The sequence below is a fragment of the Acetobacter cibinongensis genome, from assembly GCF_000963925.1.
Classification (GTDB): Bacteria; Pseudomonadota; Alphaproteobacteria; order Acetobacterales; family Acetobacteraceae; genus Acetobacter; species Acetobacter cibinongensis.
Genome location: NZ_BAMV01000009.1, coordinates 1 through 14,098 on the forward strand (window position 1 = coordinate 1; position 14,098 = coordinate 14,098).

Below are 14,098 nucleotides of genomic sequence, written 5' to 3' on the forward strand. Positions count from 1 at the left end.
TTAAGGTGTTGCGACGACCGGTTGAATCCGCCCAGTGTGATCAAATCAGCTTTCTGCTTTTCATTGATTACCGCCCCTTCAGCTGCGGCCTTATCCAGCAACCCTTGCGCTTTATCGCGGGAAGCCTGCTGCTTCATTTCAGCAAGCTGCGCTTCCAGTTGGGCAACTTTCCCCTGTTCCTGACCAGCGGTCGCTTTGGCCTGAATGGCCGCCAGAACCGTTTTTTCGTCAGCGGCCTTGTCAACGCCCAGCGCAGTAGCAACCGCACTATGAAGAGTGACAGTGCTGCTGCCTTTGGCCGCAATCGCCGCCATCACGTCACTTTCCGTGGCTGTGTCGGGCAGACCCAACGCCGCACGAAGCTTGGCGATATCCATTTCAGTTTTCTCCGGAGTTTTACGGGAGTGCAGCGACACAACCGGCAGATCCGGTGTATTTGTGAGAGCCGCACGCAAAATTTGCGTCACCACGCCACTTTGGCTCTTCAGCACTGGCGATATCCAACGGTAGGCTTTGCCCTGCATCAGGGCCTTACCTTCAGCAGACCAGTCCACATAGCCCCAGATACCGTCCGCCCGACTTTCCATCCGGGTAACCCATGCTCGGGCCGGAGAGGCACCCCCATTTGGAGCGGCCAGATCCGTGGCATGGTTTTCATCAAGAAGGATTTTGCCGCCTGCGAGCGATGCGCTGATCACGGCGTCAGGGTTCGCCAGCACCAGGCTGGCACCCTTCTCTCCGGTGAACGATCCGGCTGGGCACAAATGCACCCAGTCCGGCACGCCGTCAGAGCCAGCAGCACCCTGTGGGATAAGAAGAGGAAAAGTGGTGTTCATCCCCGCCAGTATCGCGGTTGAGAACACAGACTGGCAGAGGCGCGATTGCCCCCCGGAAAATTCCTCACAGGGCGCAGGGGAGGCATCTTTGCCGCACACTTCCACCCGGAAGCCTTTAAAAACGCCACAGACCCCTTTTAGAGCCTTTTAGAAGCCTTTTAAAAGCATAGACACACTGTGCTTACTCATCTGGAGGCTATTGCACGGTCTAAAAACTCTTCCAACTCCTCCAGCACCGTCTGACGGTCTTCTGCAGTGAAGCCAAGATACGGGCGGGCTGGAATAACGACCTTTTTGGCAAAAACCTCACGGCCACCAATTTTGAAGGCCAAAGACTTTTTCCCTCCTTGCGGCACAATGGTGGCCCCAAACTGGTGGGTGGCAGCATATGGAAGGTGCGAGCCCCATACCAAGCGCCGACCGTCAACGAACGCCGATATGCCTCCAAATAGCTCTCCCGTGCGAAACAGAATGCGCTGATCCGTCTTGCTGGCAGCGTAATCAGGGCGTAAGGGTGCCCAAGGGCTTCCATCTGGTCCAGCCTGCTTGTGGAAGCGCTCCTGGGTGGACTTGATCATCTGTTCACCTACGGCAGAGAGAACGCGGGCGGGATGCTGGCCAATATCAGCTATCCTTTCCAGCATTTCGCTCATCGGCCTGAAGCTTCCCTTCAGTTCAATGCTTGCCATTTCTCTCGTCTCCGCGTTAGGTTCGTACCGCGAGCCGCATGGTGACACGGTAATATTCTTCTCGCCGTAACGACCTCCCAAGGCGTGCTACGTAGGGTTCCCAGAAGGCCCTATCCGTGCGGCTCGCTCCCAGCCTCTTCCACCGGCTTTTCCCACAGCGCCCCGCGTCGCAACAGACGCAGCCGGTCTTTCTCATTCAGCACATGATAGGTCATCAGCTTGGCGGCTTCTGCCCCTTCCTGAAGGCGCACAACGGCATAGTAATACTGCTTGCCCACCAGCCCGATCACACCCACACCAACGCCAGCTGCCGTCTCATTGACGGAAACCAGCGCCTTGGGTTCTGCCAGAATTTGAGGGAGTGCCAAAAACTCATCCTTGCCCAGCTCAGAATGATGCAACCGCTCTTTATTCAGCGTTTCCGCCGTAAGGTGTACACTGCCATCCCACTCAGGAGCACGTTGCTCCGCAAGCCCACGCTGCACTGCAATTTCGTGGGTCTCTTTATCAAATTCCTGAAGCAGCTCCTGCGCTGGCTCTGCCAGCCGCCCAGCTTCAGCCGTGCCCGACTTTACTTCCAACAACTCCTCGATCTGTTGTTTCTGTGCCTCTTGCAGCACTGGCGCTGGCACAGTTGCTTTGGGAATGCCGCCAACGCTGACCAACGGTTTAACCGCTTTCTCGGCACGTCTCTGTTCTTCCGCCTGCCAGACTTTTCCGGGGTTGTAAGCAAAGCCCAGGTCAATACCCTTGGGTGTTTTTACCATCTTCCCCGTTGCAGGGTTGCGCACCTCTACCCATTCAACCTTGGGGCTTTCAGACACGGTCCAGTTGTTCTTGCGCATATCCCTGCGCGACACAGCCTCAACCGTGCAGTGGCAGTGCCAACCATTGGGTGCCCAATGCGTATCCCAGAACGGATCATCACGCGGCAGGATAATGCCGTCCCACGATTCATGCAGCAGACGTGGGTGAGCACAGGCATGATGCCGGTAGCGGAACCACGGATACATCTCAATCGCTTCAGGCGTGTTCAGCCGCGCCCATTTCCCGGCGGAAAACGCTGTGGAAATGTTCGTCTGGTAAATCAGAAAGGCCCGCTTGCTGACAGCATCCTTGACCCCGAACGGGTTACGAGGCTGCCACGCATGCTCTTGCGCAATTTTCAGAAACCGTTTCTGGAAAACATCAAAGCCAGTGCCTTCGCCCTGCGCCCGCAACAACGCCTCATGCACCTGGTTCAGCATGCGGGTTTCCGTCATGCCCGCTGATGTAAACGCCTTTGCGTGTGCCTCGGCCTCCAGCTCTCCGTACCGATCAGTTGTGATGGCAGACCGCTGCCGCAGGAATGATATGGCCGCAGACGGTTTAACTTTTGCGAGACTTAAAAGGCTCTCAAAATTAGCTGGGTCAGGCGTCGTCATGGCGCATCTGATCCAGTGCCAAGGCATCACCCATCAAATAGGCAAGCTGGACTGACTGCTCCAACGCCTGGGCAAACGCATCAATGGGCAGGTCCAGTTCCGCTATGCGGTCCTGGGCCTCATCAAAATCAGCGGCCCCTTTAATGGCATTCTGCACAGGGAGCGACATTTCAGACCACGCTTTAGCCGCACGCGTTGCCAGTTGACTGCTCATTGCGTCAATCAGTGCCGGGGTCTCAGTCCCACCATTCCGCTCAACAAGGTTTACAATGCGGGAATGCAGGGTTGTCTGTTCTTCGCCTGCCTTGGCGTTGGGCGCAGTGTTGTGCGGTGGGGCAATCTGGTCAGGTCGTGTTTTCGCGGGCAGCATATGGGCCGCTGTCGGGGGTGCCAGCGGGGCACGGCCACCGATGACGTCGTCACCGTCTTCTGGCTCTGAAAACCCAAGACGTTGCCGCGCTTCTGTCGCGCGCACGGTCAGACCTTGCGGCCCCAGCCACTGCAACGCATTGGTCACTTCCGTAATAGACGGCTCATCCGGCCTACCCACGCGAAGGTGCGGGTATTGCCCCATGCTTTGTGCGCCAAACGTCAGATCAATCTGCGGGACAACAGCCTGCTTCTGTAGCGTGATTGACAGAAGGCTTGCGTCAAATCGCTCAATATCTTCTTGCACCAGGCGATGAATTGCACCCGATGCATGCGCACCCTGTTTGCTATCCGTCGTGCCAGTCTGGCCAAGCACAACTTTGCTGATCTGGGCGTCTATCCAGTCGCAACGCCGCTGGTGGATATCGTTAGAACCCGCCCCATGCTTGGGCTCAATAAAATCCACCTGCATACTGTCGGGAATAATAGCGCCAGCCGCACCCATCAGATTGAACACGGCCCGTGCCAGAACGCGCTTCTGTTCTTCGGAAGCCCCCACGCCAAACTTACCAATACGCAGCGGCAGGCCGTAGCTTTGCACGAACACTCCCCAGTCCCGGCTTGTGAAGTGCTTGAACATCACAAAAAACGCGACAGTCCGCGTCATGCCTGCCCGCAAAGTCAGGCCAGACCAGCTCTTATGTTTGTGCACCAGGAATTTGTAGGGCGGCATTTCCCTAAAACCGGGCTGACTTGGCGCACCGGGAACACACGGGGCTGCTGGATCTGCATTGTCATCCCTGATCAGGATCGTCTCACCGTCCTGATAGCTGGCTTCAAACCAACGCTGTGGCCGATAGTCCATTTCCACAATGCGGTTACAGCCGGGACTTAAATCCCAGGTTAATTCGTGAACCGAAAACCCTTTGCCAACAGCATCCAGAATATCAAACGAGGACTGCTCAACCAGACCAAGTCGCAACCAGTCCCGGATAAACTCTGCATGTTTCTCATGCTCCGGGTCCGGACTTGCTGCATCAACCGTGATGGGCAACTGACCAACCGAGCGCTTGCGTGTACCCAAAACCCCCTGATAGTGCGGGTCTTTCTCTTCAATAATCTCGGCAATCGTCTGCCAGGCAAGGCTGTCACCCGCATCAGCTGCTCTCAGCGCAGACCCCAATACATCCGGATTTAAGCCGATGGGCGGCGTAGCAATAACGGCTGGCCGCTGCCCATACATATCGGCCCCGGCAATAACGTCAGTTAAAGCCGTGCTCTCAATCGGGTTGCCGTATTGATCAAGCAACTTTGCCATCAGCGTGTTTCCTGGCACAGACGCGCCCATTCCCGGTAACCGGCATCTTCCTGCACGGCACGATGAATTAACGGGCTTTTAGAAGCCTTCAAATCAGCGGCTAACGCCAACTGGTCGGCTGCTGACCATGGCACTACAAGCGGGCAGACGCGCTGCTCTGGTTTGTCAGCGCACCCACCCAATGCCAGTGCATTGAACCCAAAAGCTAAGACACCGATGGTGAAGACCGCACTACGCCGCATCAGAAGCCTCCGCTTTGCAGCTTCTGCTGAAGCGCATCATCAGTAGGTGCTGCTGAGACCTGAGCTTGCGTCAGATCAAGCTGGGCTTTCTGCGTAGCCTGCGCCTGTACCTTAGCTTTTTTTGCATCACTCTCAGCCTCTGCTTTTGACGACAGATGCGCAATCCATGCCACACCAGCCGACAGAACCAGAAACAGCCCGCTCAGCACATAGATAATCGGGTTGCTCATACCATCACACTCCCACGCAAGCCGTCATCAGAGCGTATGCCCAGCCGGTCTGCTTCAATTTCACGTTCGATAGACCAACTCCCATCAGGGCGGCGCTGTGCGTCCAGCTGATGCTGTGACGGTACAATTTCGCACTCATATTCCATTGGCTTTTCACGGCTGGCGGCATACGCCAGGGCGGCTGCAATAGCCGCATCACCATGGCGCTTTCCTTTGCTGCCACTCTCGCTCGTCCGCTGTTCCGGAACTTTGGCCACACCGCGCACCATTTTCAGTGCTCGCAAGTCATCCTGAGTGTCACGGTCTTTAGGGATCAGCAGCGTCATATCTTCAAATGCGGCCTTAAACGGCGGCATATTGTCGCGGTACCAAGCCTCGCTCAGCATCACAGCCTCAACCCGCGTGCCGTATCGCTGCTGTGTCAGTTCAGCCAAATGCTGGCCATTGCCGCGAGCATCAAGCTTGGCTGCACGGAACATTGGCAGATTATCAAAGATAAACCACAGGATAATGCGCTGGCTTTCAAACGGCACGTTGCGCAGTTCAACCGTAAACGGCGTGCTGCGCACAAGGCTTGCAAGTAACGTCAGTATCCAGATCACAGTTAAATCGCCTGAGCGCCCAAAGTCTTCGCCCGCAAAATGGGGGCAGTCTTCAGGCAGCGCCTTCAATAACGGCAGCAGCTCTTCCCGGCAAAACTCTAGCGTCTGTTCTTGCCGGATATGCTCATCCAGCAGGGCAAAGCGGTCATCGCACTTCCAGCGGATAACAACAGAGTCAGCAATCTGGCACTTCTCAATGATCGTCAGTGGTAGATATTTGCCCGAGCCCTGACTGGGAATGCAGCGCAACTCTTCGTCTGCATCATCGCCATATTCACGGTAAATCTTGTCGCGCCACGCGGCCTCTGCTTCGGCTGACCAGGGCTTACCCTGTTTTTCGCAAATTCTCTTGTACAGGCCATCTGCCAGAGCATCATCAAACGTGGTGCGCAGAAGCTTACGGTCTGGATATTTCCCGGCCCGTATTTCCTGCACCAGTTCGTTGAAAGGGTTATCTTCTCCATTGTGACTGGAGATAATGACAATGCGACCACCCCAGATAAGAAGCGCAAAAGCCGCTTTTAAGACGGCTTTAAGATCATCAATAAACGCAGCCTCATCAATAATCACCAGACCCTGCTTTGACCGGAACGCACGCGGCACAGATGGCAGGCCAAGCACCTCGTTCCGGCTTGCAAAGTCGATACGATAAACCTTCAGGTCTTTATCGGGGTTTTCTGGGTCATTGAAAATCTCCTCCGTCATGTCGGAAGCAGCAAGCTGCAACAGACGGGCATGATCTCCGGTGTCCGAAATGAACTGCCGGGTCATGTCTTTTTCAAAGCCCATATAGAAGACGTCCATGCCGCCTTCTGCCTCAAGCAATGCCCCGGTCATGGCGGAAAGCCAGCTGACACCCCAACTCGCGCCAATGCGGCGGCTTTTTTCCCAGACCGTAACCTCATATACCAAGATGGCATCGTTTGCCGTCTGCTGGTATTTCAGCAGTGCATAATGCCCGTCACCGTCAGCCTTGTCCCATATTTCCGGAACTTGCGGAGTGCGTTCTGGAATCACTGCTTCTGCCCGAGAATACGGGCACGGATCATCTTGGCCGTCTCAGCCGTCAGCCCTTTTTCCTTCACGACCTCTTTGAGGCGTTCCTCATTTTCCGCACGGATACGTGCCTCCACACGGGCTTCCACCTTGGCAATGAAGTCAGCATCCGTCTTGCTGGAGCGGGTCAGGTGGTCCAGCGCTTTAGACAGCATCATCAGCGCTTGGGGGTTTTCCTTGATCTCTTTGATCGCATCGCTGTCTCCCACAAATAGGCGCATCAACGTGCTGTGCATGAGCTGAATATTGGCCTGCACAATACGGCTTTCGGGTTCATCCCCCAGCTGCCGAACCAGCATTTCCGCCATGTCTTTTGACTGGCGCATTTCACGCCCGACATCTTCCATGCGCTTAAAGTGCCGCCCCAATGCCGACCGGCTGATGTCTGCACTGTGCAGTTCACGCAATGCCGCCAGAACTTCGTCAATGCTGTAACCAGCGCCGCGTAATTTCTGGATTTCGTCACGTATGGCTTGCGGCAGCTTATCAACGGTTGAGGGGCGGTGCGCCATTTTAAAGAGGCTTCCGCGCCGCAACTCCGGGCACTTCACGGGTTGTATCCCGAACCTGCAACCCTTCCGCCGTCAATGTTGCCACCCAAATTTGCCGCCCTGGCGCAAGCGTCATCCGGTCCAGTGTAACGCAGCCTTCACGTTCAAGGTGTTCAAGGTCACTACGAATAGCGTCAACGCTGGCAGGACGGCCCATGCCACGAATTGCCAAAAGCACAAGGTCTTCGTTCAATGTGCGGTCAGCCATCTGGGCGATAGCGTCCAGAACATACCAGCGCCGGTCTTCCAGCAGATTTTTACGCACCTGCGCGTTCATTTTTCTGTCCTGACTCTACATAGCCTTTGACGATCAGGTTCAGCATCTCGTTAGAGCGCTCCTGATCGTGCGAGATTTTTTGCAGCATTTGTTCAAGATGCTTGTCACGCAGTTCGTTTTCAGACTGCCTGTCTTCAAGAAGCTTGAGCCGCCGCTCAATTGCTGCGTGCCTTACAAGCGCAAGCACAACCCAGCAGGTGATGACCAATCCCATAAACAGGAACACGGCCATCACCGGCCACGGAACAACTACGCTTGCAGCCACATGGGCTGCATCCACCGTCAGCCTGCGGCTGTCTGTGTCGTGGTTGCTGCGGCAACAGGTGTTGCATCTGCCTTCAGGACATCGGCGGGCACCAATGCTGTAGCGAGATCATAAATGGCGCATTTCAGGTGACTGACCACCGCATCCAGTTCTGGCACGGTAATGCCTGCAGCTGTGGCCAGCGTGCGGAATTCAGAAATGGCCGTCTGCACCAGCGGATTGCCAGCCTCAAAGGTCTTGAAGACCTTAATCAGGTCATCCAGGCCGTTGTCCGATGTCGTCACAGCGGAGCGGATGGCGTTCTGCGCTACCTTCTGATAACGCGCCCCTTTGCCCGACAGCATGCCGGAAACAATAGGCGTAAGCAGGGCCAGAGCTGGCGTTGCCAACGCCAGAAGTGTGGTTTTAAGCTTGGAAGATGCCATATCGGCCTCCATAAGCGCGCCGCGTCGTGCGCGTGTTTGTCATGAAAGCCGCTGCGCGCCCGCCCACGGCTGTAACCGTTACGGGTAGGCGAGCTGCAACGCAGCCTGCACGCGAGCATCCAGCCGCCCAAGCCAGCCACGTCCAAACTGTGGGAAGGCACGGAATGAGCGGTAAGCGGCTTCCTGTTGCGTTGCGAGCGCGTAAATTAGCACACGCCACCGGCATTTTTGTTCAAAAAGAGCGTTTATGGTTTCCGGCCCAATATCACCGTCCACAGTCACACCAAGGTCAGCCTGAACCTTGCGCCGGTATTTATCAGAGAGAGTTTCCAGCACTTTCCCCTGGGACATGTTGAAGACGGCTTCCAGCGTTGCCTCGTCAATGTCACCGTCAATCTGCTTGGCATCCATTTCCAGCACACGCTGTAACTGTTTTGCTGCACGCGCCACGCCCGAATTAAAAGCAAAATCAAACAGCATCAGGTCAACACCTGCAGGCAACTCATCCCCATTAATCGCACGCCAATACAGCGTGCGAGCAATGGCCGAGAAGGTTTCCTGAGTGATCGACTGCATCACACGCACAGTCACCATGTCCGGGTCATGCAACCAGCGCACCATAACTGGCGCACTAATGCCGCGCATTGTCCCAACCAGAGCCCCATGCCCAACCTGTCCACCGGTCCAGTTGCCTGGATCAGCCCGGTTGCACTGATAGAGCCCTTCGCGGGATGCTGTGAATTGTGCTGATTTTTCGAAATTACTCTGCATAGGTGCAGAGTATTGTCATGGTCTTGATTTTGTCAGGGATGCGATCGCACCCCGTAAATGATCAGCAGAAGAAAAACATTTGTCGTTTGTCCTGCTGCACAAGCTTCCGGTGCGTGATGATCTTGCGCGTTCTTCCGCCGATAATCCGAACAACTGCAGATCGGGAACAACCCAGGCGCGATGCAATATCGCTCATAGTCATACCCTGCGAATAAAACAACAAGGCTCTCCATTCACGCGCAAGAGGCACGTCGTAATGGCTTCCGCCATACTCATCGCTCAACGCCGCCGCGATGTCATCACCGTAAACCTGAGCACATCTGGAATTTTTAGAGGTGGTGGGAACCCAGATGCGCCGACCGCCAACGCTATCAATAAACGATAAAGTGCTTTCGACACCCACAGCGTTGACCAGAAATTTTATCTGATCTGGCACTTTCACGTCTGGCATCGTGTGACGATTTCCAAATTGATCCAGCACGCCAACCATGCGCTTTCCTCATATTTTCTGCTGAATGCTTCATGTACCACGCCCAATCAGAAAACATACAGAAAATTCAAGTGGACAAGATTGTCCGTTTGATCGCGCATAAAAAAAGCCACCCCGCAGGATGGCTTTTTCTCGCAAACAAAAAACAGAATTAATTATGCAACGGCATCATCGCCCCACCTTATTTCACCTGAAGCGCCGTAACCTTGCGGGCAAACATGTCGTACTGGCAGAGCATCGTCCGCCTCTCTTTTCCGCCATAGCCGTTGGGGATCATCGCCTCACGCTGGGCGAGGACGATGATCCCCATATGCCATACCTTGTCGCTATAGCTTATGTATTCCCCGAACCGCTTGCCCTCCATGAAGCTCGGATATTCCGCTGGCCCGAACCGCAGACCATCTGCGGCGACGAGGCACTGGAGACGCCCTTCCTCGGCCAGCGGAGAATAACGAATAACCTCATCGAGATTACGGCACTTATCGAAGTCATTGATGCAGGGATGTTCCGCCAATTCTCGTTGATTATCCTCTGAAACAGTAATGTATATCCAAGCCACTAAAATCCCGATAACTGCTGCAAGTCCATAAAATATTTTACGCATTAGACGCACCTTTGTTCTTAAATAAAATAGACGGTCTCTAAGATCCAGAAACACCTTAAGCAGTCGCGACCTGCTGTGGGAAGAGTAAAAAGAAAAAGGGAGCCTTTCAGCTCCCCTCGTTAAAAAAACATATCGTCTTGTTCATCATCAGGCGGCGATCTGCTGGCCCACCACATCATCACCAGTAAGTATGGGTAAAACACTGATAAAATCACAACGCTACAAAAGTTCATCTATCAGTGCATCTCTTTTGAAGGCGGGATGTTTCTCAGAATATTTTTAAACCCTATAGCCACGCATGCGGCCATCGCTGCTGCTTCTGCCAATTCACCCGCCGCACGTTCCAGTTCAAACTGGTTTGCAAGGTTTATCCCGCTTTCTGCCATTTGGTTCATACGACCCAACGCTTCCTGAATATCGACCCCTCCTGATCGCTCTCCCCATTTTCTGGTCCGGTCTGTGATATCAAGCAAAACTGCCGAGACATCATCAAAATCAACATTTCCATTACTCATTATGCTGCACCTTCCAACCTCTTCTGCCACGCCTTCAGCCCCTCAATCACCTTCCGCGCACTCGGTTCATCCAGAAACTCTGGTGCGCTGACCCCCGTCATACGCTGCACATACGCCCGCAGCGCTTCACGCGTGCCGCCAGTGCGCAGCATTGGGGCCATGTCGCCCCACAGCGCATATACTTTGCGCACATGAGGCTTGCCAGCAGGCTTTTTCGCACGAAAGCCCAGCCGTTTCATTTCAGCAAGCACGTCATGTAACTGCCCAATACTGCAATCAGACGACGAGTTCTTTTTCACGACACGCTGGAGAAGGGCGCGGTAGTCCGCGTCCTCCAGCTTTAACTCTTTGCGGGCCACATGTAGCTTGCGCACCAGTAAAGAACGGCCTGCAACCGCTTCTTTCGTAAGAGTGCTCATTCCGCCACCTCAGAAGCAATAAAACTGTCAATGTAAGTATCAATGGAGGTGCTTGTTATGCCGCCGGGAACACAACCTCCTTGTTCTTCAACGTGCTCTATAATGGCATCCATAATCGCAAACGCCATTTTGCGCTTCACCCATTCCCAGCGGGCTTTGTCTTTTTCCAAAATAGCAACACGCGCCTGTGCGGCCTCAGCATCCGCACGGGCATGCAGCAGCTGTTCCCGCAGCTCACATTCTGAAAACACAGCAATATCAGTCATTGTGCCCCCCAATTTCTGAAAAATTCATGGCAACCCGCGTGTAATCATGTGGCTCGTCTGCACGATAGAACAGAATGTTGCGGCGTGACCGCACAGTGCGAATGCTGGACTCAATGGCCCGCACCGCCAGTGACCACTTGGGATGCGGGATCTGCGCCTTTTTTGCCAATTTCAAGCTGGCCGTGCTGAATGACCCAACGCCATCATCCATTTGCAAAATGCTGCGCAACAGGCTGTCAGCCCAAGGCGGCATGTCCTCCTTCATGTCGTCGAGAATTTCACGCACCAGACTTTGTGCCGCAATAATGCTACCGTCAGATTTCTGCGTTCGGTAAACTTCCACCTTTACCTTCATTTTGCATGGTATGTCTTCAATCTGTGCCCTTCCGCTTTTGCCGCCTTTTTGAGCCCCATAGAGTTCCCGCATGGCATCTTCATATTCTTCCAGAATATCAAACATTCGTTGCTTGAATTCGACTGTCAGGGCGCTATAGGCCTCCGCTTCTTCAATCATGCGGCGGGCCGTGTCATGCTGAAGCAGTGCTGCGTTTCCAAACACTTTCCTGGGCTGCTTGTCGCCCAGAACAGTCTCCACCACGCCTTCACGGTTAATTTCCATAGTCAATTCCTCAGTGTTTTGTAGATGAACGTGCGGCATGCATTGCTTGGTGTTGCGCGTTCTGCCCCCCTCGCAACACCAACGCGAGATAGAGAGCCAAAATGCTCAAGTCCTCGGCCTGATCGGCAAGTGCCTGCCAATCAGGCCGCTTCCCTGAGTTCGCAATGCGTAAATTCAGGCGGTCTGCTTTATGTTTCAGCTGTCTCACTGCATCTTTAGCTGCTGGCTGCTCTTTAGTCAGAAATTGGAGCAGACCCCTCCTAAGCCCGTCGAGAAGAGCCGAAATATCAACAGTCATAGTGAAGCCTATCATACGTCTCTCCTGTTCATCGCTGAATAATAGGAAATCAGCTCTGGCGAGGTCCCCGTCAGACTGACACGCAGTTTTTCCATGCACTCATATGCCTGCTGGTCACTCAGCTGGTCCGTTATCCCAGGCACGGCATAATACTGGCCATTCCACGCACGTGCTTTGAGAGCAGTCCGGATCGCATCGCGTGTGCCGCAACACAACGGCAACATGCCATCTGGGAACCCAACGCCAGGGCGAAATTCAATCCGGCCAGATCCATGAACCCACGCAGTCATCAGTGCATCTTTTGCGATGCGAGCACTCATGCCCGCACCTCTACAAACTCGGCATCAATAATGACAGGAAGCTGAACTTTGGCATGTGCCAGCATTTCACCAGCTGCTGTCAGCTCACGTGCAGCGGCATCCAGCTTGTCTGCCATCCGGGCCAGCCACACAGCCGCTTCCTGCCGGTCCTGATTGAGCAGTAGCGTAAACACCCGCTGCTCTGCATAAGCACTTGCGCCCTGACGCAACTGTTGCGCCACAAGGTCGATCTGTTGCATTGGCTGCGCCATCAGCTGCACTCCATCGCTTTGAGAATTGCCGCGGCTGTTGCATCGATAGGGTAACTGTCAAAGAAGTCCGCAATCACATCGCGCCTGTTATGTGGCGTGCTAAGAAAATACACTCCCGCGCGCACAGATTTTGTCAGGTTTCCTGCTGTCACGTCAGAAGCGAGTGACTGAAGGAGGGAGTGTATGTCACGCAAAAGCGGGTCAAAGCGCTCCGGTTTGTCAAAGCAGGTATTTTCGACAACTTCTGCAAGCACGTCAGAGGGGTTTGGCATTTCCAGAATACTCATAACACTCACCCTGCCACTCGGATTTTAGGGAACTCACCAGTCATGTGCTCTGCCCATGCATGCTCAAGGTCTTTTTTGTTAATCTGATCGCGCTTGTTCACACGGGCAATTTTTGTAGCGTTGCGCAAAACTTTCGTCATGCTGCGCAGGCCGCCTTCACGTCTTCCTATCTCCTTGGCGTAGGCTTTGACCTCATCATCATCTACGCCTTCCCATACTGCCAGAATGGCGCACATATCTTTCTGGCGTGGCTTGTTGATCTTCCGGCGCAGTCCGATACGGCTGAACAACTGGGCATAGTCTGCCGTCCGGCCAAACCCATCAAACTTGGCGTTCAGGGGGGCATTCCCAATAAAGACGACACCCACTTTTGCTTTGTCATGAATAGACCGGATTTCTTCAACGGCCTTGACTGACAGATGTTGTGCTTCATCAATGATCAGCACAGCCTCCGTTCCTTTCAGGCGGCGCACAATGGAACGCATGCGGCGCTGGCCTTTCTCATTGCAGCCAAGCTCTTCTGCAATTTCCTGCAAAACTGCAGACGGGCTGGACAGGCTGGGGTCAGCCGTAATCATGAACACATTATTGGTCCGGCGCTGGTATTCTTCAGCAGCCTCTGTCTTCCCGGTTCCCGCATTGCCGGAAATCACAGCCAGATCGACATCATATTGCGCCGTTTCAATCATGTTCATGATCAGACGGGCAGTTTCTGTCATGATAAATCCGGGAACAACGGGCCGTTCCGCACGATTGCGTTCCTTGGTTTCCTGTGCATCCAGCCACGCTTGCAGCTTGCCTGCCAGCTTCTCGTTATCCCCCGCATAGTTTCCGCTCAGGAAAGAACTGATAGCCGGGGCAGATACGCCGGATGCAGCTGCCATTTGCGTCAGGGAGAGCACATCACGCTCTTTGCGGTCGCGGACAGCGTCACGCAGGCGTGCATGGTCATTCATGATCTCGGTCATGTGTAA

General features: G+C 54.4%; 23 protein-coding genes. All 23 read right to left on the bottom strand.

Going from position 1 to position 14,098, the window contains the following annotated elements; translation table 11 throughout:
- On the bottom strand, positions 1–836 hold an 836-nt coding region (locus Abci_RS05610; RefSeq protein ID WP_219810303.1), incomplete at its 3' end, for a phage protease.
- 185 nt (positions 837–1,021) lie between these two features.
- Positions 1,022–1,525 carry a phage virion morphogenesis protein gene (locus Abci_RS05615; RefSeq protein ID WP_084597542.1) on the bottom strand — a complete coding sequence of 168 codons (504 nt, stop codon included), beginning with the start codon at positions 1,523–1,525 and terminating at the stop codon, positions 1,022–1,024.
- Between the two features lie 110 nt (positions 1,526–1,635).
- The gene (locus Abci_RS05620) at positions 1,636–2,949 is read right to left on the bottom strand and encodes a phage head morphogenesis protein (protein ID WP_048838183.1); all 1,314 of its coding nucleotides are present in this window, start codon (positions 2,947–2,949) and stop codon (positions 1,636–1,638) included.
- Positions 2,936–4,636 carry a DUF935 domain-containing protein gene (locus Abci_RS05625; RefSeq protein WP_158319775.1) on the bottom strand — a complete coding sequence of 567 codons (1,701 nt, stop codon included), beginning with the start codon at positions 4,634–4,636 and terminating at the stop codon, positions 2,936–2,938. The genes Abci_RS05620 and Abci_RS05625 overlap by 14 nt, the downstream gene beginning before the upstream one ends.
- Positions 4,636–4,878: a hypothetical protein gene (locus Abci_RS05630; protein ID WP_048838185.1), complete on the bottom strand. Its 243-nt coding sequence runs from the start codon at positions 4,876–4,878 to the stop codon at positions 4,636–4,638. The genes Abci_RS05625 and Abci_RS05630 overlap by 1 nt, the downstream gene beginning before the upstream one ends.
- Complete coding sequence (locus Abci_RS05635; RefSeq protein WP_048838186.1) at positions 4,878–5,108, bottom strand: hypothetical protein; 231 nt, start codon at positions 5,106–5,108, stop codon at positions 4,878–4,880. The genes Abci_RS05630 and Abci_RS05635 overlap by 1 nt, the downstream gene beginning before the upstream one ends.
- Positions 5,105–6,727, bottom strand: a complete 1,623-nt coding sequence (locus Abci_RS05640; RefSeq protein WP_244877590.1) for a hypothetical protein — start codon at positions 6,725–6,727, stop codon at positions 5,105–5,107. Before Abci_RS05640 ends, Abci_RS05635 begins: the two co-directional genes overlap by 4 nt.
- Entirely contained in the window at positions 6,724–7,278 is a 555-nt protein-coding gene (locus tag Abci_RS05645) for a DUF3486 family protein (protein ID WP_048838187.1), read from the bottom strand. The genes Abci_RS05640 and Abci_RS05645 overlap by 4 nt, the downstream gene beginning before the upstream one ends.
- 1 nt (position 7,279) lies before the next feature.
- Complete coding sequence (locus Abci_RS05650; protein ID WP_048838188.1) at positions 7,280–7,594, bottom strand: hypothetical protein; 315 nt, start codon at positions 7,592–7,594, stop codon at positions 7,280–7,282.
- Positions 7,575–7,859, bottom strand: a complete 285-nt coding sequence (locus Abci_RS05655; RefSeq protein ID WP_146807037.1) for a hypothetical protein — start codon at positions 7,857–7,859, stop codon at positions 7,575–7,577. The genes Abci_RS05650 and Abci_RS05655 overlap by 20 nt, the downstream gene beginning before the upstream one ends.
- A gap of 17 nt (positions 7,860–7,876) precedes the next feature.
- Positions 7,877–8,284: a hypothetical protein gene (locus Abci_RS05660; protein ID WP_146807035.1), complete on the bottom strand. Its 408-nt coding sequence runs from the start codon at positions 8,282–8,284 to the stop codon at positions 7,877–7,879.
- Positions 8,285–8,362: 78 nt separating this feature from the next.
- The gene (locus tag Abci_RS05665) at positions 8,363–9,055 is read right to left on the bottom strand and encodes a glycosyl hydrolase 108 family protein (protein ID WP_048838191.1); all 693 of its coding nucleotides are present in this window, start codon (positions 9,053–9,055) and stop codon (positions 8,363–8,365) included.
- 61 nt (positions 9,056–9,116) lie between these two features.
- Positions 9,117–9,545: a helix-turn-helix domain-containing protein gene (locus tag Abci_RS05670; protein WP_048838192.1), complete on the bottom strand. Its 429-nt coding sequence runs from the start codon at positions 9,543–9,545 to the stop codon at positions 9,117–9,119.
- 181 nt (positions 9,546–9,726) lie between these two features.
- Positions 9,727–10,149 (bottom strand): hypothetical protein, encoded by a 423-nt coding sequence (locus Abci_RS05675; protein WP_048838193.1) that lies wholly within the window; start codon positions 10,147–10,149, stop codon positions 9,727–9,729.
- Between the two features lie 236 nt (positions 10,150–10,385).
- Positions 10,386–10,664 (bottom strand): hypothetical protein, encoded by a 279-nt coding sequence (locus Abci_RS05680; RefSeq protein ID WP_048838194.1) that lies wholly within the window; start codon positions 10,662–10,664, stop codon positions 10,386–10,388.
- Positions 10,664–11,083, bottom strand: a complete 420-nt coding sequence (locus Abci_RS05685; RefSeq protein ID WP_048838195.1) for a regulatory protein GemA — start codon at positions 11,081–11,083, stop codon at positions 10,664–10,666. The genes Abci_RS05680 and Abci_RS05685 overlap by 1 nt, the downstream gene beginning before the upstream one ends.
- The gene (locus Abci_RS05690) at positions 11,080–11,349 is read right to left on the bottom strand and encodes a hypothetical protein (protein WP_048838196.1); all 270 of its coding nucleotides are present in this window, start codon (positions 11,347–11,349) and stop codon (positions 11,080–11,082) included. Before Abci_RS05690 ends, Abci_RS05685 begins: the two co-directional genes overlap by 4 nt.
- A complete protein-coding gene (locus Abci_RS05695; protein ID WP_048838197.1) occupies positions 11,342–11,968 on the bottom strand; it encodes a DUF3164 family protein in 627 nt (208 codons plus the stop codon). The genes Abci_RS05690 and Abci_RS05695 overlap by 8 nt, the downstream gene beginning before the upstream one ends.
- 10 nt (positions 11,969–11,978) lie before the next feature.
- The gene (locus tag Abci_RS05700; protein WP_048838198.1) at positions 11,979–12,281 is read right to left on the bottom strand and encodes a hypothetical protein; all 303 of its coding nucleotides are present in this window, start codon (positions 12,279–12,281) and stop codon (positions 11,979–11,981) included.
- Positions 12,278–12,586 (bottom strand): hypothetical protein, encoded by a 309-nt coding sequence (locus Abci_RS05705; protein ID WP_048838199.1) that lies wholly within the window; start codon positions 12,584–12,586, stop codon positions 12,278–12,280. Before Abci_RS05705 ends, Abci_RS05700 begins: the two co-directional genes overlap by 4 nt.
- On the bottom strand, positions 12,583–12,837 hold the full coding sequence (locus Abci_RS05710; protein ID WP_146807033.1) for a hypothetical protein: 255 nt from the start codon (positions 12,835–12,837) through the stop codon (positions 12,583–12,585). The genes Abci_RS05705 and Abci_RS05710 overlap by 4 nt, the downstream gene beginning before the upstream one ends.
- Positions 12,837–13,124: a hypothetical protein gene (locus Abci_RS05715; protein WP_048838201.1), complete on the bottom strand. Its 288-nt coding sequence runs from the start codon at positions 13,122–13,124 to the stop codon at positions 12,837–12,839. The genes Abci_RS05710 and Abci_RS05715 overlap by 1 nt, the downstream gene beginning before the upstream one ends.
- Positions 13,125–13,129: 5 nt before the next feature.
- On the bottom strand, positions 13,130–14,092 hold the full coding sequence (locus Abci_RS05720) for an AAA family ATPase (RefSeq protein ID WP_048838202.1): 963 nt from the start codon (positions 14,090–14,092) through the stop codon (positions 13,130–13,132).
- Positions 14,093–14,098: the final 6 nt, after the last annotated feature.

Excerpts from the sequence above, each read along its gene's own strand:
- Abci_RS05615 (WP_084597542.1), bottom strand. The coding sequence starts at position 1,525 with ATGGCAAGCATTGAACTGAAGGGAAGCTTCAGGCCGATGAGCGAAATG.
- Abci_RS05620 (WP_048838183.1), bottom strand. The coding sequence starts at position 2,949 with ATGACGACGCCTGACCCAGCTAATTTTGAGAGCCTTTTAAGTCTCGCA.
- Abci_RS05625 (WP_158319775.1), bottom strand. The coding sequence starts at position 4,636 with ATGGCAAAGTTGCTTGATCAATACGGCAACCCGATTGAGAGCACGGCT.
- Abci_RS05630 (WP_048838185.1), bottom strand. The coding sequence starts at position 4,878 with ATGCGGCGTAGTGCGGTCTTCACCATCGGTGTCTTAGCTTTTGGGTTC.
- Abci_RS05635 (WP_048838186.1), bottom strand. The coding sequence starts at position 5,108 with ATGAGCAACCCGATTATCTATGTGCTGAGCGGGCTGTTTCTGGTTCTG.
- Abci_RS05645 (WP_048838187.1), bottom strand. The coding sequence starts at position 7,278 with ATGGCGCACCGCCCCTCAACCGTTGATAAGCTGCCGCAAGCCATACGT.
- Abci_RS05650 (WP_048838188.1), bottom strand. The coding sequence starts at position 7,594 with ATGAACGCGCAGGTGCGTAAAAATCTGCTGGAAGACCGGCGCTGGTAT.
- Abci_RS05660 (WP_146807035.1), bottom strand. The coding sequence starts at position 8,284 with ATGGCATCTTCCAAGCTTAAAACCACACTTCTGGCGTTGGCAACGCCA.
- Abci_RS05665 (WP_048838191.1), bottom strand. The coding sequence starts at position 9,055 with ATGCAGAGTAATTTCGAAAAATCAGCACAATTCACAGCATCCCGCGAA.
- Abci_RS05670 (WP_048838192.1), bottom strand. The coding sequence starts at position 9,545 with ATGGTTGGCGTGCTGGATCAATTTGGAAATCGTCACACGATGCCAGAC.
- Abci_RS05675 (WP_048838193.1), bottom strand. The coding sequence starts at position 10,149 with ATGCGTAAAATATTTTATGGACTTGCAGCAGTTATCGGGATTTTAGTG.
- Abci_RS05680 (WP_048838194.1), bottom strand. The coding sequence starts at position 10,664 with ATGAGTAATGGAAATGTTGATTTTGATGATGTCTCGGCAGTTTTGCTT.
- Abci_RS05685 (WP_048838195.1), bottom strand. The coding sequence starts at position 11,083 with ATGAGCACTCTTACGAAAGAAGCGGTTGCAGGCCGTTCTTTACTGGTG.
- Abci_RS05690 (WP_048838196.1), bottom strand. The coding sequence starts at position 11,349 with ATGACTGATATTGCTGTGTTTTCAGAATGTGAGCTGCGGGAACAGCTG.
- Abci_RS05695 (WP_048838197.1), bottom strand. The coding sequence starts at position 11,968 with ATGGAAATTAACCGTGAAGGCGTGGTGGAGACTGTTCTGGGCGACAAG.
- Abci_RS05700 (WP_048838198.1), bottom strand. The coding sequence starts at position 12,281 with ATGATAGGCTTCACTATGACTGTTGATATTTCGGCTCTTCTCGACGGG.
- Abci_RS05705 (WP_048838199.1), bottom strand. The coding sequence starts at position 12,586 with ATGAGTGCTCGCATCGCAAAAGATGCACTGATGACTGCGTGGGTTCAT.
- Abci_RS05710 (WP_146807033.1), bottom strand. The coding sequence starts at position 12,837 with ATGGCGCAGCCAATGCAACAGATCGACCTTGTGGCGCAACAGTTGCGT.
- Abci_RS05715 (WP_048838201.1), bottom strand. The coding sequence starts at position 13,124 with ATGAGTATTCTGGAAATGCCAAACCCCTCTGACGTGCTTGCAGAAGTT.
- Abci_RS05720 (WP_048838202.1), bottom strand. The coding sequence starts at position 14,092 with ATGACCGAGATCATGAATGACCATGCACGCCTGCGTGACGCTGTCCGC.